We start from the raw sequence: 23,448 nt of genomic DNA, 5'->3' as shown, positions 1-23,448 counted from the left end.
GAGCGGAATGAAGCGAAAGTTTCACGTTCCGTTTTGAAGGAGAGGTAGGGGTAGAAATTCCCCTATCGACTCTACCACAGAAAAGCGTAGCGATCGGGAGTCAATATATGCAGACCATCCTTTTAAGCCGCGAAGAAGTTGCACAACGTGCAAAGCAATTGTACGAAAGCAACATCCGCCCAAAGGTAGAGGTGGAAGAGAACATCGGCAAGATGGTCATCATCGACATTGAGACAGGTGATTATGAAGTCGATAAAACTGGATTGCAAGCATCCCGTAACCTTAGCAAGAAGCACCCAAACGCCCGACTCTTTGGTATTCGTATTGGATATAAAGTTGCTGTCTCATTTGGTGGTGTCATGGAGCGTGTCTGCAAGTGATTTCTGGGATTGTGACAAATAGACACGCAACTGTAACGCTGACTTTCTTGCTACCGAATGGCTCAAGCATCCCTATTGAGTTTGTCATAGATACAGGCTTCACTGGGGAATTGTGTTTTCCTCTAGAAGCTGTTTCATTGATGGGCTTGACCTTTAGACACGACATTCCCGCAAATTTGGCAGATAATAGTGAAGTCTTGCTACCACTTCACGAAGCGCGATCGTCCTTTGGGATGGTGAAGAGCGAGAAGTCCTAGTCATGGCGACAGGAAGGCGACCTTTACTTGGAACTGCCTTGCTGGACGAGCAAGAACTTGTTATTCAGTTTACAGAAGGCGGGTTGGTGAGGATCGATGAGTTGTAGCTGTCCTCAAGGTTGCAAGTACGCGCGATCGAAGCTATCCCGTTCGCGCAGCGTTCCCGAAAGGTAGGGGATCGCTTTTTCTTCTAGCTCGACAATTTACCATTTAAAAGTTTTTACAAAATTATGTCACTTTTTCTCACCGATAGGGCGATCGGGGTGGTTTATTTGTTGAGTTAAGGTAGAGTAGAAGGCCTTCAGATTGTTCAAAGTTAAACCGCTAGTGCAAAGTGTGGTGTGGTATTGTATGAATAGAAATTCAAATCGAAAGATTAATCAAGATGAGCGATTGAGTATCTATTCGGGTCTTTCCTCTTCTTTGAGAAAAAACTACTCGATTACTATCATTATCTTAATCATATTAAGCGTACTCAGCATTTCTCTTAAATCGGATAAAGTTAACAGCAATATTTGGAGTTTTTCAGTTAAATTAAAGGTTACATCGGTAACTTTAGTTCTTCTCTTTCTTTTTTGGCTTCCTATTTTACTTCCTTGGATTCTTTCTCAACTTCCGCAAGTGCAAGGTTCTTTAAATTGGTTACGCGAACAAGGCATTGAGGAAATTGAGACTAATCTACTGAGAATTAAACTAAAATACGGTGTTCAAGAAGCATCAGAAAAATACGAAGAAAAAATATCAGATATTGGGGCTATAAATCTAACATCTCAGGAAACGCAGCAGCAGCTTGAGGGACGCTATCGAGATGCCATAGCTTTAGTTGATCCTGCGAGCGATATAGATTCAACGGAAGCATTGAAGCGGATAGATCAATTGGCTGGCTATTACGATAGGGTTAGAGATGAAATGCCCTATGGACATAACCGCACAAAATTAATGCACGAAATTTCCTCAACAATGTGGACTTTAATTCCTAAAGTTATAAATTTTCCTGTTCATGAAAGGCTAAATAGCCAGAAGGGGGGAGAGCGTTTGTCTGCTTACAAACACGTTGAGTGGAACACATCAACTGATTATATAAATTTGTTAGTTTCTAGAGCAGTTGGTATTATGGAGATGCCCTACACTCAATACGCTGCTTTATTGGCACTAAGAAGAGTGGTAACAAACAATCAATTCGCTCCCAGTAAATCAGCAGAAATCATAGATATTTTGAACTGGTCAGCAAATCTTGATTATATGCAGCCAGAGCGCCTAAAATTAATGATTGAAATTGCTTCCCTACTAAAAACAAAGGCATAAAGCCTGCTAGTTCCGCCGCATAACAACTCGCTTGCACCCAACCGAATCAACGTCATCGGGTTAGGCACGAAAGGTTATTGGCCGCCGCTGAACAGCAACGTTAGACCGCTAGGTTATCTGTCAGGGCGCAGTCAAAAATTGTCGTTAGGGTGCGATTTCCGGAGTGGGTTTGCATCACTGTTTAATACCAAATCCGGGTTGACTACCCCTTTTATTGTCATTGCGAACGAAGTGAAGCAATCACAGGATTTCTGGTTCTAAACGAAGGATTTATAAAGGGGGTAAGTAACCCGGATCTAGTATAATGCGCGATCGCAAAGTTACTTGTGAAGATCCTGAGCCAATCTATCAGACTAATTGGTAGAATAAATAGATACTAGCGATCGCCCCCATGCGACAATCTAACATCCCCAATACTTTCACCAATCCTCAGACGAGGAGACGATCGAATGCCATTGGCTGAACTCATGTCAGAAATCCAGGATATTCCAAAAATTGACAAGCTTCGGCTGATGCAGTTTCTTGCAACAGAACTTGTCAAAGAAGAGGATGCAAACTTCTTTGTTGCGAACCAAAAGTATGCTGCCCGATCGCCATACAATTGCTCTGAGGCTGCCAATGTTTTAATGAATCTTCTGGCTACAAAACAACAATAACAGAATGGTTTACGCTCCGAAATTCTCCTACAAAATTACTGCAAAAAACCTGGTTTATTGAAGAAACCAGGTTTTAAATCTATTCGATAGCCTGCAACAAAATCTACAATTACTACAAGCTATAAATGCCAGTCAAATCGCTATTTGCTAGTGGGTGGCTGGGACTTGCAGCCGGATTAATTAACAGGTTGTTGTCGTCGGCAGAAGTATTAGCAGTTGGATAAATTCCACTATTAACTGTCGTGCCGTTCAAAGGAATAATTGGCTGAGTTTGAGCGCTGATTATAGAACTCAACAAGCTGTTTTTGTCGTAGATGAGGATGTCATCGTCGGTTTTGCTAAAGGTCATCATGCTGGGGATTGCACCGCCATTTAGCAAGATATCGTCGGGGATAGTATTGGCAGAATTTACTGTCAAACTACCTGGATTAGTCGCTGCTGTTGACGGTTGTAAGCTGAGATTTGCGGGCGCGGGAGTCGTGTTATTGGGCTGACTAACAGCAAAAACCGCAAAAAACTCGGTTTCTTTGGTTTGGATGCGTCCAGGACTATAGGATTTAAGGGCGATCGACCTTACAGCCTTAACGATGTCGCCACTTTAGCGCTGATGACGGAGTTTTATGGCAATTTGCGTTCAGCCCCAATAAAAGCTGAAGCGCTCAGAAAAGCTCAACTGGCAATGATCCACAAACAAATTTTAGTTAGGGCTTGCTGAATAAGTGATGGAAAATCAGGAGAGCAATTGATTGGTGATTCAAGCTCGAAGAAACATAAGTTTTTGTTGCCTATAATTGGTCAAGTTATAATTTCTGATAATAACTGCTCCGTAACAAGGCGTTTTTTTCCGAAATCGGCACAAAAACACATAAAAAACCCGTCTCAACCAGGTAGAAAGGTTCATTACTAAAAAAGTAATCGCAATGGCTGTCCCAGAAGTATTATCAAGTTTTGCCATCACGCGATCGAGGCTGAATCTTCGTTTACCTTGCCCAAATTTTCCCTCAATTGCCTGACGAATCCTCTCATCTTCCAATGCTTGCTTCTTTTTTTCTTTACTGACATTTGCTGGGGGTCTTCCTAAAGGTGGCCCACTAATTCTAATTCCTTTTTCATGACACCAAGCTCGGTTTTCCCTTGTACGATAAATGCGATCTGCATGAACTGATTCACCGATAGTATCCTGTGAAGCTATAATAAGCTTCTACTTGTGCTTTTAAGTCCCCTGACTCGTTAAAATTATCCCAGCTCATCCGGTTTAAAAACACATATCCTTCAAAACAACTGGCTGATAGTTTGGCTCCAAACTCTACGCTTTTCCCGGCTTTTCCTCTGACAATAGGACGAATGTGGGGTTGACTTAAACTTACTATTCTATCATCAATGCTCTGTTTATTGTTATCAAATAACCACTGTTGTTGGCGAGCGACTTCTGTGAGGACTAGCAAGGTTTTATATTGCTTTTTATTCAGACATTCTAGACTCGCACCCGCATCAATTAGTTGCTCAATATGAGCCTGGTTTCTTTTGATGTATTGGAGTTGTTTTTTAATTGCCTGTCTTCTTTTGTTGCGGGTGGTTTTTCTTTGTTTGGCTATTAATAAGTAATCTTTTCTTGCTAGATTACGGTAGGTTCTTGGTTTTTTATGGATTTTTTCTTTAACTTGTTTATACAGGATATCTAGGATTTTTTCGGTATGAACTCTGGCTCTGTTTAATAATCCTAAGTCGGTCGGATAAGTAATGTCGGCGGGAGCGCAGGTTGCATCTATGATTAGTTTACCGGAATTGGGTGACTCATTTTTGGCGTCCGAATCCTTTTTTTTTTTCGGGTTTGAAGGCGTGACTTCTAGCATTTTTTTTACCGTGCGTTCGTTCACTTTATTAATTAAATTCAGACTAATCCGTTGCCTAAAGTGAACTAATAGAGACGAGTCAAATGGTAGTTCATTACTGTAACTTGATTGACCGATAAAGTATTGTAGATATGGGTTTTCGCGGCTCTGTTCTACTGTTTCTCTATCGCTAATTCCTAATTTTTCTTTAATAATTAATGCCCCCAATGCCATCCGAAAAGATTTGGCAGGTGCCCCCTTCTCTGTCGGGAAATTTTCAGCATATTCTGATTCAAATTCTGACCACGGTATTACTTGGGCCATCTTTATCCAACGGTTATCTGCTGACAACTTTCCACATGAGGGAAGTTCAAAGTCGGAGGGTGATGCGGGAGCAAGCTCAGCTTTTCGGTACACGATCGCAGGTGGTGATGCACGGGTTTTGATCTATTTTAACCGTTTATCTTGCACTTTACTCTCGATCCCGCGCTCGAAACCTTTCGCCACGCAATATGCGAGCGATTATTCAGCAAGCCCTAGTTAAAAACGGTCAATTGCGGGGAACTCAAGGCACGATCGACCTTACTCAATCGGCACAAGTAGCAAATTCAGATTTATCTCACCCGAAGTTTTGGGCCGGATTCACAATCATTGGCAGTCCTTGGTAATAGGCGATATCTGTAGGAAAACGGCACGGCGCCTTGTCCGGCGCGATATCTGTAGGGAAACGGCACAGCGCCTTGTCCGGCGCGGAGATTAACGAGGCCTACTATCTTTTTATGTCATAAATTTGCTATGAAGAGGACAACTCAACTCTAGTGGAGCAAAACCAGTGGGCAATTTTGATAAAATATTCAATTCTGAAGACAAATCCGAAGCAAGCTTTACTCCAGAGGAATCGCTAGCAGCGGTAGCACTTGTCGCAGCGTCGGCAAATTCCCCTGATACGGATGCTGATATCTTAGAAAGCATACTTTGGGAATCAGAAATATTTGCTGAATACTCGGAAGATGATATGTCAGCAATGTTTCAAAGACTCTCAGGTATTGCTACCCAAGAGGGTTTAGGAGCATTATTTAATGCTGCTTGGGAGTCACTACCAGATGAGTTAGTGTTGGATACTTTTGCCATAACCGCAGCAATGTTTGTCGCAGATGGAAAAATATCTCAGAAGCACGAGGCTTTTCTCCAAGAATTCCAGCAAGCATTAGGTGTGGAAGACGAGGAAGCTGCGGAAATTATTGAGGATGTAATTGTTGCATACTCTCAAGAAGATGTCGAAGAGTCTGATGTAGAAGGGGAATTGTACGTATCTCCTGAAGGCAATTTTAGCGTCCCCATTCCAGTTGAAGAGCAACGAGGCGGTAGAATTGACGAGGAAGAAGGCTCTGTTGCATTTTCTGACGACTTTGGTGTTTTGCTGAAAATTGATTATTTCCCTATTGCTGGTGAAGTGGAAGAAACAATCGAGTCGGTTGGCGAGGAAGCTTATCTCAAGTCTTTTTTAGACAGTTTTGTTTCTGAGGCAATTCTTGCTAATATTGCCAACTCTAAGTTACTTCACGCGGAATATTTAGAAGATGAAGAAGCTTATTTCGCGGTTGTTGATTTGCCTGCAGGTGCAACTATGAGCGTGCAGAAAAACCAGCGCCCTGCTACTCGGCTGGATGCTTACCGGGGACTTATGGCTTTTATCGCTGACGATTTTTGCTACACGGTAAGCTGTCAGCGAATTTATCAGGAGGGGGATGAATTGGTTTCCCTTGAGTCTGAAGTTGAGGGAATTTTGAACAAGATTTTCGAGTTTATTGAGACTATCGAATTCTCGGCACTCGAATAAACAGGACTTATTTAGGGGCTAAAAACCCGGTTTCTTTCTAGATGTTTTGCTACTCAACCCCATATTTTCAGAGAAACTGGGTTTTTTTGCTAACCATCCTCAGGATATTACATCGTGTCCTGTCGATCGACCAAAATCAAACAGGTTTTTAGTGAGGACTTGATCCCTCCTAAAACTCAGGACTCAAGTCCTCGCTACTTGCCCGAGCGCGGTTATTTTACCGCACTGCTAGATATTATAGGTTTTTTACAATAAAATAGTGCGATCGAGAACAGGCTTTTTTGAGCCTTTCTCGATCGCACTTCCAGATACATTCAGTCAACCGCAGTCGAGAGACAGCAGCAATTAGCCGCCATTTTCGACTAATTAGTAGTCTGAGCTTCCACCAATCTTTGCTTGAGCTCTTCCAGAGCGCTCGCCCAGCGCGGATCTGGCTGCACCGAGCCGGAATCGGCGTTCGGCACCGTTGCTGCTGACTGATTGCGACGAGACTTGTTGTTGTCACCCCGACGGCGATTGCTTTTACTAGAACCTCCTCCACCTTGGGCAGGGGCAGCCTCGCGCTGCTGTGGCACAGGCACAGGCACAGGCTGCGACGCCGACACCAACTGCGGTGACTGCGGCGACGACTGCTGCTGATCTTCTTCGCCTTTCTCAGATTTACCCTTAGAGCGGGGCAGTGCCTTCTCTATTTTCAGCGGGTTTTCTTTGAACATCAAGCCGTTGTACTTCTCAATAACTTGGTCGGCTTGTTCGTCGGTTAGCACCGTCACAAAACCGAATCCTCTGCATTTTCCAGTTTTGCGGTCTGTAATTACCTTTGTGGTAACAGATTCGCCCTCCGGTGCAAAAACTTCTTGCAATTCTTGGCGATCGAGTTCCTTCGGTAGATTGCCAACATAAAGACGAATAGACATGAAAAATTCCTCCCGACTTGGATTTTAATTAATTTGCTCGAACAGAATTACCTGAAGCCAACTGAATATTGACTTCAGGCAAACACCACATAACCCGAGAATTTGCGCATTCCTCCCACCAACCTTGACAGCCCCCCCCACCTTTTAGAACAAAAAGATGATTTACTCTGATAAGGCCGGAACTTAACCGCCGATGCAGAGAGCTTTTAAATCTCAGGTTGTTGTGTAAACTTTTAGTCATCACTCAAATGTTTAGGCTATTGGCTATTCTGTATTACTTGCTTCCGGTTTTGATTCAGAATGTTTATAGCCAGCGCCGTGTAGAAATTTATGTCCAAGGATGTGTCAATTGCAAGCGATCGGAATGCCAGTATTCAGTTTAATACAGTGATGGATAAAATCGCTAACATTTTTTCAGCCAGTAATCTTACCTCGCTCCTAATCTCGCTCCTAATGCTGAGAACTACTCACTTACCCGGTATCCCTTAAATCAGGCCCGGCAGCGCCCGAGCATTCTTTAAAGGTATCACAGCCTTGGTAACAGAGCTAGTTATTTAGGAAGATTTCAGTCTGAATTTAACGGAAACCACATCTGAATCACTTTTGAGAATTCATCCGGCACAGCAAAAATAGCGGTCTAAAAAAAACAGCCGACAAGCGGCTGACTGTACTTGCTGTGTTGGGAGGTTGACAATTTTTACGCCATGCCTTAAGGGATTTTAGCCAACTGAAGTTATCGCGCTGTTTGGTTCAATCCAACTCCTGTAAACTAATGTAACAGAATGCTGGCAAAAAAGCAACTTTTCTTTACGAAAGAAGAAGGAAGTTCGGCAAAGGATTTTGTAACGGATGTAACGGATGTAACGGATAGACTGTAAGGTGCGTAGGGAGCCACTCCAGAATCCGATCGCCCCTCCGCTGTTTAACTCAAAACTGATCCTGGCTGCGCGTTGAGAGGGATTCACGCCACAATCCGACAACTATTCCTCACCTTGGGCCCTGGATAATGATGTATGCGCCCCAAAAAGCAGCAGCAAAAGCCAAAATCGCAGACCAAATCGGATGTCCGCTGTCACTAACCCTCCCTCCTTGACTGCGGAGACTTTCAAGGTCGATCGCCACAGTAGCACCCCGGCGCAGCCAACCAGTCGCCACAACAGATGTTCCGATCAAATCGCTAGGGCGAGTAGTCTCTTTGAACAAAAATGGCCACAAAGAGCCAATGTAGCCAAACCTCGAAACATAATGCAACCTCACCAAACCCGTCGCCGTCTGCAAAATCAAATCTTGTCCCAGCCAATTACTCATACCCGATCGACCTAAAAGTTGCCCGGAGAGCCGCACCGGTTCAGCATCCAGCGGCAAACTCTCAGGATTTGACAAAATTTCCGGCAAACTCGGCGAAGCGGTTTCTCGCGGTGTAATGTCCGGGAAGAAATAATTGATCCGCATCAAAGTACCGATGCTAAATCCGATCGGCAAACAGCCCCAAATAATCGATCGATCGCCCCAAAGCCAATCCAACTGCCAAAAACTCGTCCTCGAAAAAATCCCGCCAATCAGCCAAAGCAACCCGACTATCGCCAAACTCATCGGAATTCCAAAAAACGGCGCACCCTGTAAAAATAGTTTTGAGTCTTTAAATTCGAGTATTGACTTCAACAGAGACAATTTTCCTTTCCTGGGTTGTTCTGGCACTCCCGCGTTTGCCAAATCTAACTCTGTCTCTAGCTTCCAGAATTGAGCATAAAGAGCCAACAGCTTCAAACGCTCTCCCAGCAAAGGATGCGCGCTGTTAACCGTCAACCAGTTGCGCTCCCGATTGCTGACATCCCACAGCAAAATCTGTTCTAGCGGCGCGTGTAATGCAGCAGAACCAAGGCTTACAGCTTGTCCAACGCCTACAGGTAACAATAGATCGAAACTTTCCAGAAAAAAGCTAGTTTGTTTTTGCTGCTCGATATTGCCAGCAATGCCGATCGCAATTTTACCCAGTGCCCGCGTCAAACCGTTAGGATTGCCCGTAATTTCCGCAGCAGTCCGATCGCTAAAATACACCCTGCGGCGCGACACCCACAACATCGGCCAGCGCAACAACTTATAAATCCCGTAACTCGTAGCAGAAATTGCAGCGGCCACCAATTTAACAGCAGAACGCAAAAACTCGATCGTCATTAAATCACACAACCGCTCTTGCCAGTGCGCCACCTGCCAATAAATCAAGTAAGGAATCTGAATCACCAGCATCGCCAGCGACATCGGCGCAAAATCCCAGTGAGAAATATGCCCCAACTCCCGCGCGAAAATAGTAGCAATTTCATCATCCGTCAACTGTTCCAACAGCCCCCGACTCACAGCAATCCGAGCAAAACGGGGCAAACAGCCGTAACTGAAAGCTACAGGAACATTCAGCGGCAAGAGTTTCAGCACCGGCACCGGCATATTTTGCTTGGTACAAAAACTTCGCAGTACCCGACTAGCTTCCTTGCTGTGCTTCGATAAAACTGACCCGCGCAGGGTTTCGATGCCGCAAAACAGTTTCAGCAGCGCGTCTATCAGCCAGGGAGACGAGGCCAAAAGCAATCCAAAAACCATCTGAACAAACGGAGTTGGATCGCGGTAAAAAAGCTGAATCGGCGCGAAAATAGGCAGTCTAGTGAATATGTAAAGCTGAACCAATAGAGAATTAGTGTTTGTCAGCAGGAATTGCAGGATAAACCGGGCGAGGAAAAATAGGGCGATCGCACTTGCAACGGCTTGCAGCCGAAACTCCAGCAACTTCAGCGGTTTGAGCGGGCGCGGGCTTTTCGCGCGCCCTGCTTCGCGCCAAGTGAGTTGGTAAGTATCTGGGCTGGCGACTCCGGGGATATCTGTTGGGGAACCGGAACTATTTTCGCCGCTAATTTCTGCGGTTTCGGGTGCGGTTTCTGTCGAGTTTTCCGGTTCAGAAGTCTGGTCTGTGGGGGGTGGAGGTAGCGGGGAAATCGGTTGCGATTTGGCGTTTCCAGGCGCGGCCGTCGGCTCTAAAGGTAAAAATCCTGTTTTTTTATCTGCGGTCGGTCGATCGCCCCCAATCGTTTTTTTCGGGGATTTAGGGCCGGCATCAAAGGCGACAAAGCCTGTTTCGGGGGGAGTTTCTGCGGATTTTGGTTTATTTTCCGGTGGTTTTGGGGGGCGAGGGGGGGTTAATTCTGTTAAAGCGCGATCGGCCCAAGTTTTGACTTGAGAGTTGGGACTTTTGGCGAGGGAAGAGCACAGGGCGATCGCCTTTTTCAGATTACCGGTTGCTTTGTACGCAGCCACTAACCCCATCTGCGCGCGGATTCCCGACGGCCCATTGGCGGCGGTTTGGGTAACGGATTCTAAAAGGGCGATCGCCCGATCGTAATCCCGCGCTTTCAAAGCAGCTAACCCAGCCTCTAGAGCTTGTTTTGCAGATGAACCCGATTGATTTGGATTGGGTGGAGATACCATTACAGTGCTGGCGATCGCGTCTTGTCTAAGATAGCCTAGACCTGAAAATACAGCAATTTCCAGGTTTATGGAGTACGGTTGCAAGGGTTTGTCAACCATTTTGGTAAGTGCTTGGGATTAAGGTGTACTTTATTTGCTGGAATCTGCTGTATATCAGTCCTGGACGCAGAAATCGGTTTTTTTTAGGGAAATACTGCATTTAACGCTTTAACTAAACTGAAAAACCCAGTTTCTAAAACCCGGTTTCTTTGTTATTTATGCGTAACTCATATATATATTAGAACCCCGACTGCTTTAAAAAGTCGCGGCTCTCGGTGTTCTCTTTTTTTAAGTTATTCTACTTAAATATCTGGTTCAATTCCTGCCTATCGCAATTGCTCAGCCAACCTTTCGGCTGTTAATTGAGCTTGTTCATATCTTGCGCGTTCCTGTTTTCAGACGACTAACGAAGACATAAATTATTTCCACAACACATAAGACCGCCGCAATGATATTAGCTTATTATCGCCTAACAAATACCTGAATTTTCTGCCCTGAACCTCCTGAATGCCACCCTCTCATATAGCTATTTCCTGCGGTATAAATCTCCTCGCTTGGCGCCGATTCCACAGAAATAATAGCACAAGGCATAAAATTATTGTAGGGATAAAATCTGTTTTTTACGCTTGATATATTCTTGACATTAATGTTTTCAATGCGGCTCGCTTGGTGAGGTTTATTCAAAAGAATCCACCAAGGATACTCCATACTTGATAAAGATAGTCCAATATTTTTACATTCCGTTTGGGTCACAAATTTAGCTGCATTTGTATAATTATTTTTCTCGTTCCTAACAGGTCTCAAATATTGATCTATTCTGTTAGTGTTGAATATATTTTGCTCTCCTAATATCGGTCTAAACTCGTTTAATAAAACATATACTAATGATGTCTGTATGAGAATTATCATAATAACATTTCCTATGTTTTTATGATAAATTTTTGAGAAAACTATACCAATAAATGGGGAAATCAGCACAAAAATAGGTAAGTGCAGGCGACTGTGCCACATTTGCCATTTTATCAGCAAGCAAAATAACAAAAATGAGCAGAATATAGTTGTTAGATAGCTGACAAGATATTTATTGCTTCTCAAATTGCGACTGCTTAGACACACCACCGCAGCTATCAATAATAGCCCGAAGTGAATGGGGTTGCCTGCTGTGTCTTCAAAAGTTGGAACGAGGGCTTGCAAATTAAAATTTGAACCAAATGTATTACGCGGATCGTTAATGTCCACGCCTAGTATTTCGTGGAGTTTATGTATTGCTTTATCCAGGACATCGGTATTAATAAAATCCAATGGTATAACCATGTGCAAGCTAGCATTTTTCACTATGCTTGAAATAAAAATAGGGATTCCATAGGCATCAGGACTCCATTTGTATGGATATGTAGAAGTGGGCGCGCCAAATAATTCTATATTCCGGAGATAGTGACCGGAGTTAATCAGCAAAATCACCGCAGCGATCGCAAAAATATGCTTAAAGACTTGTCTGCGATCTCGCTGAAAATCCATCAATACAAACCAGAGAAAAAATGGCAGTCCATATATATATCCTGTGCCTTTACTAAAAATAGCAAGTCCCAAACTGGCACTCATTTTCAATATATGATTCCAAGTTATTTTTTCGTTTATTGTCGATACAACGTAGTAAACAAAACAAACTAACCAGAAAGCAACTACATACGTATCTTTAGCATTAGATGCGTGGAGAATTCCCACAGGAATAGTTGCACACAAGACCACAGAAAAAACTTGGCCCCGTAAGTCACCTCCCAGTTGTTTAGCAATCAGCGATACTCCAATTAGACTACCAACCATACTGAACCATTGCACAAGATTTGCGAAGCGATCGCCTCCGCTTAAAATGTGCAAGTGCATCACAGCAAATCCCGACCAAGGAGCACTGTATAACTGTGGCGTGTAGCTTGTCGGATAGTGTTCAACACTGCGGTTTTGTATCCAGTGAACTACGCGCGGCAGATGATAATCCAAAGAGTCCCAGTTGTTTGACGGTGCTACTACAGCAATTAAACCTACTGTCAAAGTTATGAAAGCTACACCAGTTAAAAGCAGAGTCAAGAAAGGATGTATTTTTATATTCTGAAAATTGACAGAAAAAATTTTTAGTCTTACTTTTCTAACTACAATAAATCCTAATATCAAATCCAGCCACAACCAAAAAGCAAATATTCCACTAAAGTTAAGGAACCTTATTGAACTCAAAAACTCGGTGATTCCCGCTACTAAAACTCCCCATAATATTGACGCCTCCAAGATGGCAACCCGCCAGCACCTATGGAAGTTATAAAAAATTACAAAAATTAAACACCAGCAAATAATTGGGAGAATAATAAACATATAAAAACTGTTAACTTGCTGATTTACAAGATGGCAGACTCTTTTTAGATTGTAGCCTGAAGCGCTTGATTTTCCTGAAAGTAGCTAAACTGCCTAATTGCTCTGAAACCTTTAAGTAGGTCGGCGCTGTCAAAGGCAACTATGTAAACTATTGTAAAATATCCATAATGCGCGATCGCAGCACTCGCGTGCCCTGTTTACACACTCTGACATAGTTTAGTGTAATCGCGCCGACCTACTTATTCTACGGTTGGCAATCAAAAACTATCCAAAGTTTTGGATATACAAAGTTTTTTAGTTGGTTAGGGGTAAGGTGCGTATTGTACACCCTGAATTATAACCGATCACTCCTCATAGCAATGACTTTCGGTTTGAGGCTGGGCTGACATCCCTGCCGGAATGCGGGTTTAACGCGCTAAAATAAAACCAAAGCCCAAACCCAACATCCCACCAAACACCCATAAATCATACCACACCCGAACAAATATGCCAATTGACGACGAAGATTTTGAAAGCGAATCTATTAGCGACGATCGCAAACTGGAACTTTTTACCGACAGATACGAATTTACCCGCCGATTTGCCTTTTATTTAAACGAAGACCCCGCGCGCCAACAAATTTTGTATTTTTACGGAGATGGAGGCAACGGCAAGTCTTTGCTGCTACAACACTTGCAGTTTCACTGCTGCAAAAGATTTTCGCCGCAGGTGTGGAAACAATTGCACGACATCCCAGAATCACAAGCCGCCCAAGTTGCTGATTTTGTCCGCTATGCTGAACCTAAGACCTACACTCCCATACCCGCAGTCAGACACGATTTCGGATTGATACCGATTAAAGAAGATAAACCGCAAGATAGATTTTACGGCTTGCTGATGCTGCGCCGAAATCTGGCAGCAGCCACTAAGAAATATAAATTTAAATTTCCAAATTATGACTTTGCTTGCTTTTGGTATTTGCTGAACAAAGGCGAATCACAGGCAACTCTCAACCAACTTTTCCCCGATGATGTGGCGGAATTGGTGGTACCTATAATTGAAACTTTTGCAGATTTTCCGGTGGTGGCGCAAGCTGTAGCGGTGCTCAAAGGGATAGATAAATTGGGCGGGATTAAGCGGGCGATGAAATTAATTCAAAATCGCTTGGGCGTCAGCGATGAAAAGGCGGAGGAAATTCGCCGTCTAGATATTGATACTGAGTTAACCGACTATTTGCCGAAATTGTTTGCTGGGGATTTGAATGCGACAATGGCTGGCAAATATAAACCCGATCGCCTCGTGATGCTGTTCGATACTCACGAGAAAATGTGGGATGAAAAACGCAATTCTCAAGGCGCAACTTTTTGGTATCAAGATGAGTGGTTTCGGCGGTTGTTGAGGGCATTGGATTACAAATTGGGGATTGTAGTTGTTGTGGCGGGGCGAGAGTGTCCGGTGACGCAATTGCGGTGGCCGAATGCGTCAAGGTTTCCGATTCCCGCAGATTATATAGATGCACAATTGGTGTGGCATTTGTCGCCGGATGATGCGAGGGATTACTTGCACAAAGTGAAGATTGACAAGGCAGATTTGGCAGATGCTGTAATTAAATATGCCAGCGTCAATCCCGCTGATAATTTGGAGAATTTGCAGGTACATCCGTTTTATTTGGGTTTGTGCGCGGATGCGGTGCTGGCAGAAAGAAGGCGGGGAATTGAGTTGCTGTCGTCGGATTTTGCGCGGATTCCGAAGTTGGAAAACAAGACTGCGGAATTAACAGATCGGTTGCTGAGTTATGTCGATCGCGAAGTGCGATCGGCCGTGCATTCGCTGAGTGCTGGCCGCGCTTTTGATGAGGATTTGTACGTAAAATTGGGATCTGGTTGCCACTTCCAGGCAAGCAGTGCAAATTTTGAGATGTTGACGGGTTTTTCCTTTGTGTGGAAATCGCAGAAGCGGGGGGATAACTGGTATCGGATTCACGATTTATTGCGGCGTTTGGATGCCGATCGGGATCATCCGAAAACTCGCAGGGCTCATGAGGTTTTAGAGGGGCATTATCGAGAAGTGGGGAATGCGGCGGAGGCAATTTTTCATGCTAATCGCTTGGATTGGCAGCGGGGTGTAGAAGAATGGAAAGAGGTGTTTGATGAAGCTTTGAGAAAGAGTCGCTATAAGGAATGCGAGGCGCTGCTGGAAGTTAGAGATGAGTTGTGGATTAAAAGTGATTATTGGCTTGGTAGAGTTTCGCGATCGGAGGGAGATTACTATGCTCAGTTTGCTCGATATGTAGAGGCAAAACAAGAATATTTAGAGGCAGTTGCAGCCTGTAATTCTGCTTTACTTATTGCACCGGATTATATCATGGCTCTCAACAACAAAGGGAAGGTGCTGCAAAGTCTGGGTGAATTGCAAGCAAAGCTAAGTGAATTTGAGGCGGCAAAACAGTCTTACTTTGAGGCGATCGCTGCCTGTAATTCTGCTTTACTTATTGCACCGGATTATATCATGGCTCTCAAAAACAAAGGGATTGCGCTGCAAAGTCTGGGTGAATTGCAAGCAAAGCTAAGTGAATTTGAGGCGGCAAAACAGTCTTACTTTAAGGCGATCGCAGCCTGTAATTCTGCTTTACTTATTGCACCGGATGATGTTTGTGCTCTCAACAACAAAGGGAAGGCGCTAACAAGTCTGGGTTATTTGCAAGCAAATCTAAGTGAATTTGAGGTGGCAAAACAGTCTTACTTTGAGGCGATCGCTGCCTGTAATTCTGCTTTACTTATTGCACCGGATTATATCAATGCTCTCAAGAATAAAGGGAGTGCGCTAACAAGTCTGGGTTATTTGCAAGCAAAGCTAAGTGAATTTGAGGCGGCAAAAAAGTCTTACTTTGAGGCGATCGCTGCCTGTAATTCTGCTTTACTTATTGCACCGGATTATATCAATGCTCTCAACAAAAAAGGGAATGCGCTGCGAAGTCTGGGTGATTTGCAAGCAAAGATAAGTGAATTTGAGACGGCAAAACAGTCTTACTTTGAGGCGATCGCTGCCTATAATTCTGCTTTACTTATTGCACCGGATTATATTTTTCCTCTCAATAATAAAGGGATTGCGCTGCAAAGTCTGGGTTATTTGCAATCACAGCTAAGTGAATTTCAGGCGGCAAAACAGTCTTACTTTGAGGCGATCGCAGCCTGTAATTCTGTGTTACTTATTGCACCGGATGATATCGCTGCTCTCACCAACAAAGGAAATGCGCTGCGATGTCTGGGTGATTTGCAAGAAAAATTATCTGAGAGACAGGAAGCACTCAAGAATTGGCAAGAGGCGCTGGAAATGTTCGATCGCTCTTTAGCCATTGCTCCTAACAACGATCTGGTTCGCAATAGCCGCGATGCGCTGCAACAACTTCTCGATAATTTGGGTGACGATACTGTCAGCAGTTACCTCGATCGAAATGAGTAAAGACGCGACATTAAGGAGGAGGACGTGTCGAGTTAACTTACACCGAAAGTTCACAGGATTTACGCACTCCGACAAAGAAACCGGGTTTTGGGCCGAATCTGCGAATCACAACCAAGTATTCAAGGGAAAAACCCGGTTTCTGGCCACCCATGCGTCAGCCCTCAAAGAAACTGCGGGGTAAGTACCGATCGCTATTTTTTGATGCTAAAATTGAAAACAGTAGCTAAAGGAAAAATGCCATGTCAGAACAAGACATCGCTAAGATCATTACGATCGAACCGGGTAAGCGAGGTGGTAAACCTTGTATTCGAGGTATGAGAATTACGGTTTATGACGTGTTGGAATATCTCGCTTCTGGGATGACTTATCAAGAAATCCTAGAGGATTTTCCCTATCTCACGCAACAGGATATTTTAGCTTGCTTGAGTTTCGCTGCGAAACGAGAGCAGTTTATGTTAGTTGTTGGGTGATGAAACTACTGTTATTTGACCAAAACCTCTCTCCTCGTCTTGTCAATCTCCTTGCTGATCTTTATCCAGATTCCGCTCATGTTGATGCAATTGGATTACCTACCGCACCCGATCGCGAAGTTTGGGAGTATGCTCGTCAGCATGACTATATTGTCGTTACCAAGGATGCGGATTTTAGCGAATTGAGTCTATTGTTGGGATTTCCTCCGAAGGTAATTTGGATACGGCGCGGAAATTGCTCGACGCGGGATATCGAGAGGCTACTAAGAGAGAACTATGATGCGATCGCAGCTTTAAGTGACACTTCTAATAGCGGTATTATCAGTTTATTTTAATAAAAACGTTTAAAGAAATCTGTTTTTTGGCTGAATCTACGCATCACAACGAATTATTCAAGGAAAAAACCCGGTTTCTGGCCACCCGCGCGTAAGCCCTAAATTTGCTAAAATAGACCCAGAAAATATCAAAATATAAAAAATATGAACGAATCCCAAATACCGCAAATTCCTTGGCTGCCATTAAGCCGAGAAGCGCACAAACTATCAGTTACCGACAGATTAGCTCTAGTCAACGCGATTGTTGAGTCCATCAGACAGGAACTCAGACCCCGCCAACCTCTGCTAGATGACTTTGTGGAACCCATGACGGGGCTAGCAAAAACTGATACACCACCCGCAACAGATGCGGAAATTAAACTCAGATTGCGGCCCGATCGCAAAGGTGCGGCAAAGCGACTCAGAGGGCTAGCAAAAACTGATATGCCACCTCCAACAGATGCCGAAGTTGCACTCATGTTAGAAGAGCGTTTGGTGGAGAAATACCTAAAATGAAGGTATTAATAGACACCAACATTATCCTTGATAGTTTGCTAGAACGAGAACCGTTTGTAGAAGATGCTGATGCTTTATTTGAGGCGATCGAAAAAGAGCAACTTGAGGGATATGTAACGGCAACAACTTTAACAAATATCTTCTACATTGTCAGAAGGCAAACTCGCAGCCTCGATCGCGCTAGGCAAGCTATTGCTGAAACACTAGCATTAATGAAAGTATCTGCCGTCGATCGCCACGTTTTGGAAATAGCATTTGCATCTAATTTAACCGATTTTGAAGATGCCGTGCAGTTAGCTTGTGCGCTGTCAGATAACTTGGAGGCTATTGTAACCCGCGATGCAGGAGATTTCGCTGATTCCAGCTTACCAATTCTATCACCTAAAGAGTTATTAGAACGTTTGAGATAAGCTTGTAGGGTGCGTCAGTCTTTAGTTTACTCATAAAAATTAGGGTTTTCCAACTGACGCACCTTACGAATTGGGCGACACTCCGACAAAGAAACCCGGTTTTTGGCAGAATCTACGCATCACAACGAATTATTCAAGGGAAAAACCCGGTTTCTGACCACCCGCGCGTCAGCCCTAAGACTTGATACCTGATGGCGCATAATTCTTGCCCTTTTCCGATTCCAGGTATTGCTTGTAAGCCACCTCATCGCCACCAAAAGAATCGATCGATACCTGTCGTTTCGGCATCGGTTTGAGAGGAGCATCGATCGGGTTGTACCGACAGTAACACATCACAATTACGTCATACTCGCTCATCGGAGTTGGAATATCAGGCGTGTATGTTTGCACCCGCACAACTTCCCAATCGCTGACGCGATAGTGAGTATTGTGTGCGTGTTCCTGTGGATCGTGTTCTGACTCCACCCGCACAAATTCTACAGGGCGATATCCCGGTTCAGGAATCGGTTCCTGAGAAGAATCCCAGTTTTCTGCAATAATAAAAGTTAGAGCTTGGCTGTGTTGGAGTTTTCTCTGTCTCCAGCCTTCATCTTCACCTGACTCAGCCTGAAAAATAATGTATTTTTGCATCACTCTTCCTCCTTTTCTTCGATATAGTTGGGAAATTTTGTTTTCCCTTTGAACACGCAATCAACTTCAAAAATGTACTTATTTTCGATTTCCTCAATGTCGATTAGTTTCCAGCCATACTTCTTTTGCATATCCCGACATTTCTGCGGGTTGGTGGCGCTGTGTCGAGAGATATCCCTCTCTGAATCGTAGCGCAGCCACCTATTTGGATCGTTATTTGTCATTATTGATATAGCTCCTGTGTTGGCTCTACAACATTGGAGAAGTCGTCTTTGCTCGGTGTTTGCAGCACTGTGTCAAGGCGCATCTTTAGAGTTGATTTATTTTATGATAATACCCAATCATGCTTTAATACCCTCTTTATTCCAAGGCTTTCACTGTTGTAGGATTGACGCACTCCGACCAAAGACACCGGGTTTTTGGCCGAATCTACGAATCACAACCAAGTATTCTCGTAAAAACCCGGTTTCTAGCCACCCATGCGTCATTCCTCAAAGAAACCGGGTTTTTGGTCGAATCTGTGCCTCACAACGCAGTATTCAAGGGAAAAACCCGGTTTCTGACCACGCGCGTAAGTCCTAAACAGAACTTAACCTTGCAGCTTACCGCCCAGATTTTCTCGGCGATGTACCATCAGCCCGCTTCCGACGGATCAGCACGCTCATCACCTGCTTCGGATTAGCGGCACGCTGTACGGGACTCCAATCGCCCACTTCGGCAAATCCCAGTCGGTACAAAGTGAGTATGGTTTCCCGGACACCTTTGGGCGAACCGACAACCGTTAACAGCACCACTTCCTGTTCGCATACTGCTGCTGAGTCGTCATTTGGGCATTGGGATCTGTTGTCGTCAGGCACGAATTCCTGTGACATAATATGTTCTCCTGGTTTTGGGTTTTCTAGAAAAACCCAAAAACCCAGCCGCCCCGCATTTCAACACATAGCAGGGCGGCTACAGAGAATGTTAAGATTCTCGGAGCCTCCAGACTGCTTGTCCCAGTTTGGCGGTGATGCTGTCCATTGCTGTTAGCGCAGCTTTGGGCAGTGCAACTAGATTTTTGGGCGACGCGGGCTGCCTCCTCTACAAGCAAGCAACCTCTCACTTCAAAGCGTAGCCGCAGAGGGGGGCCGCCGTCAATCGATTTTGGATTTTAGATTTTGGATTTTGGATTGAAGATCGGGATTGGGAGGTTTTGGGACGGGCTGAGGATTTAGCGTTATAACTAGACAAAGAGAGCCCCAGGATAATTATGCTGCACGATCTTCAGCAATCTCACCCACAAGACATACAGACTATTACTCAGGTTTTGGCAAAAATCACCAACCGCACGCCGGCTCAGATTAAACCATTACTAGATGCGATGCTCAAACGGCTAATAGAACCTCAACAACGTCCCTTTTACGAAACAGCTACCCCAACAGAATGGTCAATAGCATTTCAGGAATTGGTTGACAGTCATCGTACCCTAAATCTCCCCACTCTTTCAGATGAAGCTATTAGCCGAGAGAGCATTTATGGAGACAAATGATACTGAAGTTAAACTCCGATTTGGCGATCGCAAAGGTTCGGCCAAGCGACTCAGAGGGCTAGCAAAAACTGATAAGCGACCCCCAACAGATGTCGAAGTTGCACTCATGTTAGAAGAGCGTTTGGTGGATAAATACTTAAAATGATTGAACCGCGAAGACGCGAAGGACACGAAGGAAGAATTAGGAAGAAGATTAACAGGAGTTACGCAATCCGACAGAGAAACCGGGTTTTTTACCGAATTTACGGTATGTAATGCGTCTTCTCGTAAAAAAACCCGGTTTCTGGGTTCCATGCGTAAGCCCTACTCCTCGCTAACAGCCAAACCAGACACCACAGGGGCGATCGCATTTAACTTCAAAACAGGGTGTTCTCCTTCCACCTGCCGGCAATTCCACTCATTCCTAAACAGCAAAACAGGCCTTCCCCAAGTATCTTTCACCGTCACCGTATTAAACAGCCGCCCAACTTTTTCCAGCGCATCCCAACCGCCGTCAACCCAACGAGCTACACTGTAAGGCAACATATCGATCGTCGTTTCCACATTATATTCCGACTGCATTCTGAACTGCACCACCTCAAATTGCAGTTGTCCGACAGCAGCCAAAATTGGCTCGCGTTTCGACTCATCAACCGAGTACATAATTTGCACTGCGCCTTCTTCCTGCAACTCAGAAACGCCTTTGCGGAACTGCTTAAACTTAGAAGGATTGGGATTTCTCAAAAAAGCAAAAAGTTCGGGAGAAAAACAGGGAATTCCTTCATATTCGAGTTTTTGGCCGGTGTAAATAGTATCCCCGATCGCAAATACCCCCGGATTGTTCAAACCGATCACATCCCCCGGATACGCAACCTCGATCGACTCCCGATCCTGAGCAAATAACTTTTGAGGTCTTGACAAACGCACCGTTTTACCACTGCGAGCGTGAGTCACGTTCATGTCCTTTTCAAATTTGCCCGTACAAACCCGAATAAACGCCACGCGATCGCGGTGTCTCGGGTCCATATTCGCTTGCAATTTAAACACAAACCCGGTAAAGTCTTCATAAGTTGGGGGCAAGTCTCCCGCGCTGCTCTTGCGGGCGATCGGCTTCATAGCGTAATCTAAAAACGCCTCTAAAAACAGTTCGACCCCAAAATTGCTCATCGCGCTGCCAAAGAAAACAGGCGTCATTTTTCCAGCCCGAACTAAATCTAAATCGAGTTCAGTTCCCAACTCATCCAGCAGTTCCAACTCTTCTTTGAGCTGATAGTAAAGGTCTTGTTCCAACAAATCTTCAATGCGCGGATCGCCCAATTCGATGACAGTATCAACAGCAGCGCGAGAACCGTGTTTAGTCCGCTCAAACAAGTGAATTTTGCGCCCTCGGCGATCGAAAACACCTTTAAAGCGATCGCCCGTACCGATCGGCCAATTTACCGGATAAGTCTGCAACCCCAATTCCTTCTCAATTTCGTCCAACAAATCCAAAGGTTCTCTGCTAGGGCGATCGAGCTTATTAAAGAAAGTAAAAATAGGCAAACTTCGCAGCTTACAAACTTCAAATAACTTCCGAGTTTGCGGTTCCAAACCCTTAGCAGCATCCTCCAGCATCACCGCATTGTCAGCCGCCGCCAGAGTTCTATAAGTATCTTCGCTAAAATCTTGGTGTCCCGGAGTATCTAGCAGATTAATGTGATAATTTTGATACTCAAACTGCAAAACAGTAGAAGTAATAGAAATTCCCCGCTGCTGTTCCATCGCCATCCAGTCAGATGTAGCGTGTCGCTGAGCCCGCCGCGCTTTCACAGAACCTGCTTCGTGAATTGCACCTCCGTAAAGCAGCAGCTTTTCTGTCAAAGTAGTTTTCCCCGCGTCGGGGTGCGAAATAATAGCAAAGTTGCGCCGGCGCTCAACAGCAGTTAGCAGTTCAGTTTCGAGTTCAGTTGTCATTACAAATTAGGTAGGGGAATCATCACCCGATCGCCATTATAGCCTGTGCTAGAGTGGCTATTAAAGGTAAAATTATCACTAAAGTCAAGGAAGAAAAGTAATATGTACGACTCCGACAAGCGGAAGCTGCTATCACTGGTGTGCCACGGGGCTATTTTTTTCAGCACGTTAGTGTTCTCGATCGGAGCGCCGATCGCTGTATTGTTAGTATCAGATGACCCCGTTGTCAAAGAAAATGCCACAGAAGCCATCAATTTTCACCTTAATGTATGGCTGTACAGCACCGTGATTGTGGTGTTAACTGTCGTCACTTTCGGTCTTGCTGGCTTTATCCTAGTACCAATAGGTTATCTGCTGCACTGGGGACTGACAATAATGGCTATCCTCCACGTTTTGCAAGATCCTAACCAACCTTACCGCTACCCTTTTATTTTCCGAATAGTTTAGACAGCAAATCGCGCTTCACCATCGATTTCCACAACCCGATTTCTTCAAGCAGAAACCGGGTTTTTAATTGTTTTATAACAGAAGGAAGAAGGAAGAAGGAAGAAGGAATAAAAATAAACTATCCGCAATGCCCAATGCTATAAAAGCCCAATTCCCAATTCCCAATTCCCAATTCCCAATTCCCAATTTTTATCGCATTTCAGCAACTCTCACAGTATCTGTAGGCGGCATCATTGCCTCTTTCGCATTCAACTTTTGATTCAACTCGCGAATCCGGCGCGACAGCAAGCGAATAATATTTACAGCAATTCCCGGCGTTTCATCAATTGCATCATAAAGCTGCATTTGAGTCAGCATCAAACACTCGGATTGTTCGAGAGTAGAAATAGAAGCCGATCGAGGTTCTGCATCAAACAGCGACATTTCCCCGAAACAAGCCCCGGCTTTCAACTGTGCCAAATCCCGATCGCCTATATGCACTCGCACCGTTCCCGATACCAAAATATAGAGCGATCGACCTTCTTGTCCTTCCGTAAAAATCCTGTGCTTGGAAGGAAACGAAAGTTCATCCATTACCGATGCTAGACGCACGAGAAAATCATCCCGCAGTTCCTTAAAAATCGGAACCTCCCTGACAAACAATAGGCGTTCGACGCTGGTTAACATAATGCGATGCAGTGATTTATTTAAATTTAA

At 44.4% G+C, this 23,448-nt stretch carries 26 protein-coding genes; 15 read left to right on the top strand and 11 right to left on the bottom strand.

Translation table 11 applies throughout. The features are described from left to right. The first annotated feature begins 107 nt into the window (after positions 1-107). From QUA78_RS14395 to QUA78_RS14380, 4 genes are all read left to right on the top strand, one after another. Complete coding sequence (locus QUA78_RS14395) at positions 108-380, top strand: hypothetical protein (protein WP_333301402.1); 273 nt, start codon at positions 108-110, stop codon at positions 378-380. Positions 381-391: 11 nt separating this feature from the next. After that, complete coding sequence (locus tag QUA78_RS14390) at positions 392-637, top strand: hypothetical protein (RefSeq protein ID WP_333301401.1); 246 nt, start codon at positions 392-394, stop codon at positions 635-637. A gap of 351 nt (positions 638-988) precedes the next feature. After that, positions 989-1,942, top strand: a complete 954-nt coding sequence (locus QUA78_RS14385) for a hypothetical protein (RefSeq protein WP_333301400.1) — start codon at positions 989-991, stop codon at positions 1,940-1,942. A gap of 449 nt (positions 1,943-2,391) precedes the next feature. Beyond that, positions 2,392-2,598 carry a hypothetical protein gene (locus QUA78_RS14380; protein WP_333301399.1) on the top strand — a complete coding sequence of 69 codons (207 nt, stop codon included), beginning with the start codon at positions 2,392-2,394 and terminating at the stop codon, positions 2,596-2,598. Positions 2,599-2,710: 112 nt separating this feature from the next. Here the strand turns inward: QUA78_RS14380 and QUA78_RS14375 are convergent, their stop codons facing one another. Beyond that, the gene (locus QUA78_RS14375; RefSeq protein WP_333301398.1) at positions 2,711-3,016 is read right to left on the bottom strand and encodes a hypothetical protein; all 306 of its coding nucleotides are present in this window, start codon (positions 3,014-3,016) and stop codon (positions 2,711-2,713) included. Between the two features lie 114 nt (positions 3,017-3,130). Between QUA78_RS14375 and QUA78_RS14370 the strand changes: the two genes are divergently transcribed. Continuing rightward, positions 3,131-3,313, top strand: coding sequence for a CHAT domain-containing protein (locus QUA78_RS14370; RefSeq protein ID WP_333301397.1), 183 nt, complete (start codon positions 3,131-3,133; stop codon positions 3,311-3,313). A 39-nt stretch (positions 3,314-3,352) separates the two neighbouring features. On the opposite strand, the gene QUA78_RS14365 is transcribed toward QUA78_RS14370, so the two are convergent. Beyond that, a protein-coding gene (locus QUA78_RS14365) for an IS5 family transposase (protein ID WP_333301396.1) occupies positions 3,353-4,847 on the bottom strand; the annotation gives its coding sequence in 2 pieces (ribosomal slippage) (positions 3,353-3,769 and positions 3,771-4,847; 1,494 coding nt in all). Positions 4,848-4,942: 95 nt separating this feature from the next. On the opposite strand from QUA78_RS14365, the gene QUA78_RS14360 reads away from it, so the two are divergent. Next, positions 4,943-5,098, top strand: a complete 156-nt coding sequence (locus QUA78_RS14360; protein ID WP_333301395.1) for a hypothetical protein — start codon at positions 4,943-4,945, stop codon at positions 5,096-5,098. A gap of 164 nt (positions 5,099-5,262) precedes the next feature. Beyond that, the gene (locus QUA78_RS14355; protein WP_333301394.1) at positions 5,263-6,270 is read left to right on the top strand and encodes a tellurite resistance TerB family protein; all 1,008 of its coding nucleotides are present in this window, start codon (positions 5,263-5,265) and stop codon (positions 6,268-6,270) included. Positions 6,271-6,632: 362 nt separating this feature from the next. Here QUA78_RS14355 and QUA78_RS14350 read toward each other — a convergent pair whose 3' ends face one another. The 3 genes from QUA78_RS14350 to QUA78_RS14340 all read right to left on the bottom strand — a co-directional run bounded on the left by QUA78_RS14350 (position 6,633) and on the right by QUA78_RS14340 (position 13,064). Beyond that, positions 6,633-7,187, bottom strand: a complete 555-nt coding sequence (locus QUA78_RS14350; RefSeq protein WP_333301393.1) for an RNA-binding protein — start codon at positions 7,185-7,187, stop codon at positions 6,633-6,635. Positions 7,188-8,174: 987 nt separating this feature from the next. Further along, complete coding sequence (locus QUA78_RS14345) at positions 8,175-10,760, bottom strand: zinc metalloprotease HtpX (protein WP_333301392.1); 2,586 nt, start codon at positions 10,758-10,760, stop codon at positions 8,175-8,177. Between the two features lie 402 nt (positions 10,761-11,162). Continuing rightward, on the bottom strand, positions 11,163-13,064 hold the full coding sequence (locus QUA78_RS14340; protein WP_333301391.1) for a glycosyltransferase family 39 protein: 1,902 nt from the start codon (positions 13,062-13,064) through the stop codon (positions 11,163-11,165). A 486-nt stretch (positions 13,065-13,550) separates the two neighbouring features. On the opposite strand from QUA78_RS14340, the gene QUA78_RS14335 reads away from it, so the two are divergent. The 5 genes from QUA78_RS14335 (at position 13,551) to QUA78_RS14315 (ending at position 18,215) form a co-directional block, all read left to right on the top strand. Further along, a complete protein-coding gene (locus QUA78_RS14335) occupies positions 13,551-16,505 on the top strand; it encodes a hypothetical protein (protein WP_333301390.1) in 2,955 nt (984 codons plus the stop codon). A gap of 239 nt (positions 16,506-16,744) precedes the next feature. After that, positions 16,745-16,975, top strand: coding sequence for a DUF433 domain-containing protein (locus QUA78_RS14330; protein ID WP_242725088.1), 231 nt, complete (start codon positions 16,745-16,747; stop codon positions 16,973-16,975). Beyond that, positions 16,975-17,310 (top strand): DUF5615 family PIN-like protein, encoded by a 336-nt coding sequence (locus tag QUA78_RS14325; protein WP_333301389.1) that lies wholly within the window; start codon positions 16,975-16,977, stop codon positions 17,308-17,310. Before QUA78_RS14330 ends, QUA78_RS14325 begins: the two co-directional genes overlap by 1 nt. Positions 17,311-17,454: 144 nt before the next feature. After that, the gene (locus QUA78_RS14320) at positions 17,455-17,805 is read left to right on the top strand and encodes a hypothetical protein (RefSeq protein ID WP_333301387.1); all 351 of its coding nucleotides are present in this window, start codon (positions 17,455-17,457) and stop codon (positions 17,803-17,805) included. Further along, positions 17,802-18,215, top strand: a complete 414-nt coding sequence (locus QUA78_RS14315; RefSeq protein ID WP_333301385.1) for a PIN domain-containing protein — start codon at positions 17,802-17,804, stop codon at positions 18,213-18,215. The genes QUA78_RS14320 and QUA78_RS14315 overlap by 4 nt, the downstream gene beginning before the upstream one ends. Before the next feature lie 174 nt (positions 18,216-18,389). On the opposite strand, the gene QUA78_RS14310 is transcribed toward QUA78_RS14315, so the two are convergent. From QUA78_RS14310 to QUA78_RS14295, 4 genes are all read right to left on the bottom strand, one after another. Further along, the gene (locus QUA78_RS14310) at positions 18,390-18,845 is read right to left on the bottom strand and encodes a hypothetical protein (RefSeq protein ID WP_333301384.1); all 456 of its coding nucleotides are present in this window, start codon (positions 18,843-18,845) and stop codon (positions 18,390-18,392) included. Further along, positions 18,845-19,069: a hypothetical protein gene (locus QUA78_RS14305; RefSeq protein ID WP_333301382.1), complete on the bottom strand. Its 225-nt coding sequence runs from the start codon at positions 19,067-19,069 to the stop codon at positions 18,845-18,847. The genes QUA78_RS14310 and QUA78_RS14305 overlap by 1 nt, the downstream gene beginning before the upstream one ends. 378 nt (positions 19,070-19,447) lie before the next feature. Next, complete coding sequence (locus QUA78_RS14300; RefSeq protein ID WP_333301380.1) at positions 19,448-19,717, bottom strand: hypothetical protein; 270 nt, start codon at positions 19,715-19,717, stop codon at positions 19,448-19,450. 26 nt (positions 19,718-19,743) lie between these two features. Continuing rightward, complete coding sequence (locus tag QUA78_RS14295; protein ID WP_333301378.1) at positions 19,744-19,935, bottom strand: hypothetical protein; 192 nt, start codon at positions 19,933-19,935, stop codon at positions 19,744-19,746. 159 nt (positions 19,936-20,094) lie between these two features. Between QUA78_RS14295 and QUA78_RS14290 the strand changes: the two genes are divergently transcribed. Then, positions 20,095-20,373 carry a hypothetical protein gene (locus QUA78_RS14290; RefSeq protein ID WP_333301377.1) on the top strand — a complete coding sequence of 93 codons (279 nt, stop codon included), beginning with the start codon at positions 20,095-20,097 and terminating at the stop codon, positions 20,371-20,373. After that, a complete protein-coding gene (locus QUA78_RS14285) occupies positions 20,360-20,518 on the top strand; it encodes a hypothetical protein (RefSeq protein ID WP_333301375.1) in 159 nt (52 codons plus the stop codon). The genes QUA78_RS14290 and QUA78_RS14285 overlap by 14 nt, the downstream gene beginning before the upstream one ends. Before the next feature lie 158 nt (positions 20,519-20,676). Here QUA78_RS14285 and prfC read toward each other — a convergent pair whose 3' ends face one another. Further along, on the bottom strand, positions 20,677-22,305 hold the full coding sequence (prfC, locus tag QUA78_RS14280) for a peptide chain release factor 3 (protein ID WP_333301373.1): 1,629 nt from the start codon (positions 22,303-22,305) through the stop codon (positions 20,677-20,679). Positions 22,306-22,407: 102 nt separating this feature from the next. On the opposite strand from prfC, the gene QUA78_RS14275 reads away from it, so the two are divergent. Further along, on the top strand, positions 22,408-22,752 hold the full coding sequence (locus QUA78_RS14275) for a DUF4870 domain-containing protein (RefSeq protein ID WP_333301372.1): 345 nt from the start codon (positions 22,408-22,410) through the stop codon (positions 22,750-22,752). Positions 22,753-22,941: 189 nt separating this feature from the next. Here the strand turns inward: QUA78_RS14275 and QUA78_RS14270 are convergent, their stop codons facing one another. Beyond that, positions 22,942-23,418, bottom strand: a complete 477-nt coding sequence (locus QUA78_RS14270) for a Crp/Fnr family transcriptional regulator (protein ID WP_333301370.1) — start codon at positions 23,416-23,418, stop codon at positions 22,942-22,944. Between the last annotated feature and the right edge of the window lie 30 nt (positions 23,419-23,448).

This window comes from Microcoleus sp. K4-B3, from assembly GCF_036704615.1.
Lineage (GTDB): Bacteria > Cyanobacteriota > Cyanobacteriia > Cyanobacteriales > Microcoleaceae > Microcoleus.
Note: the sequence above shows the minus strand (reverse complement) of the source record. Positions and strands in the feature narration are given on the sequence as shown.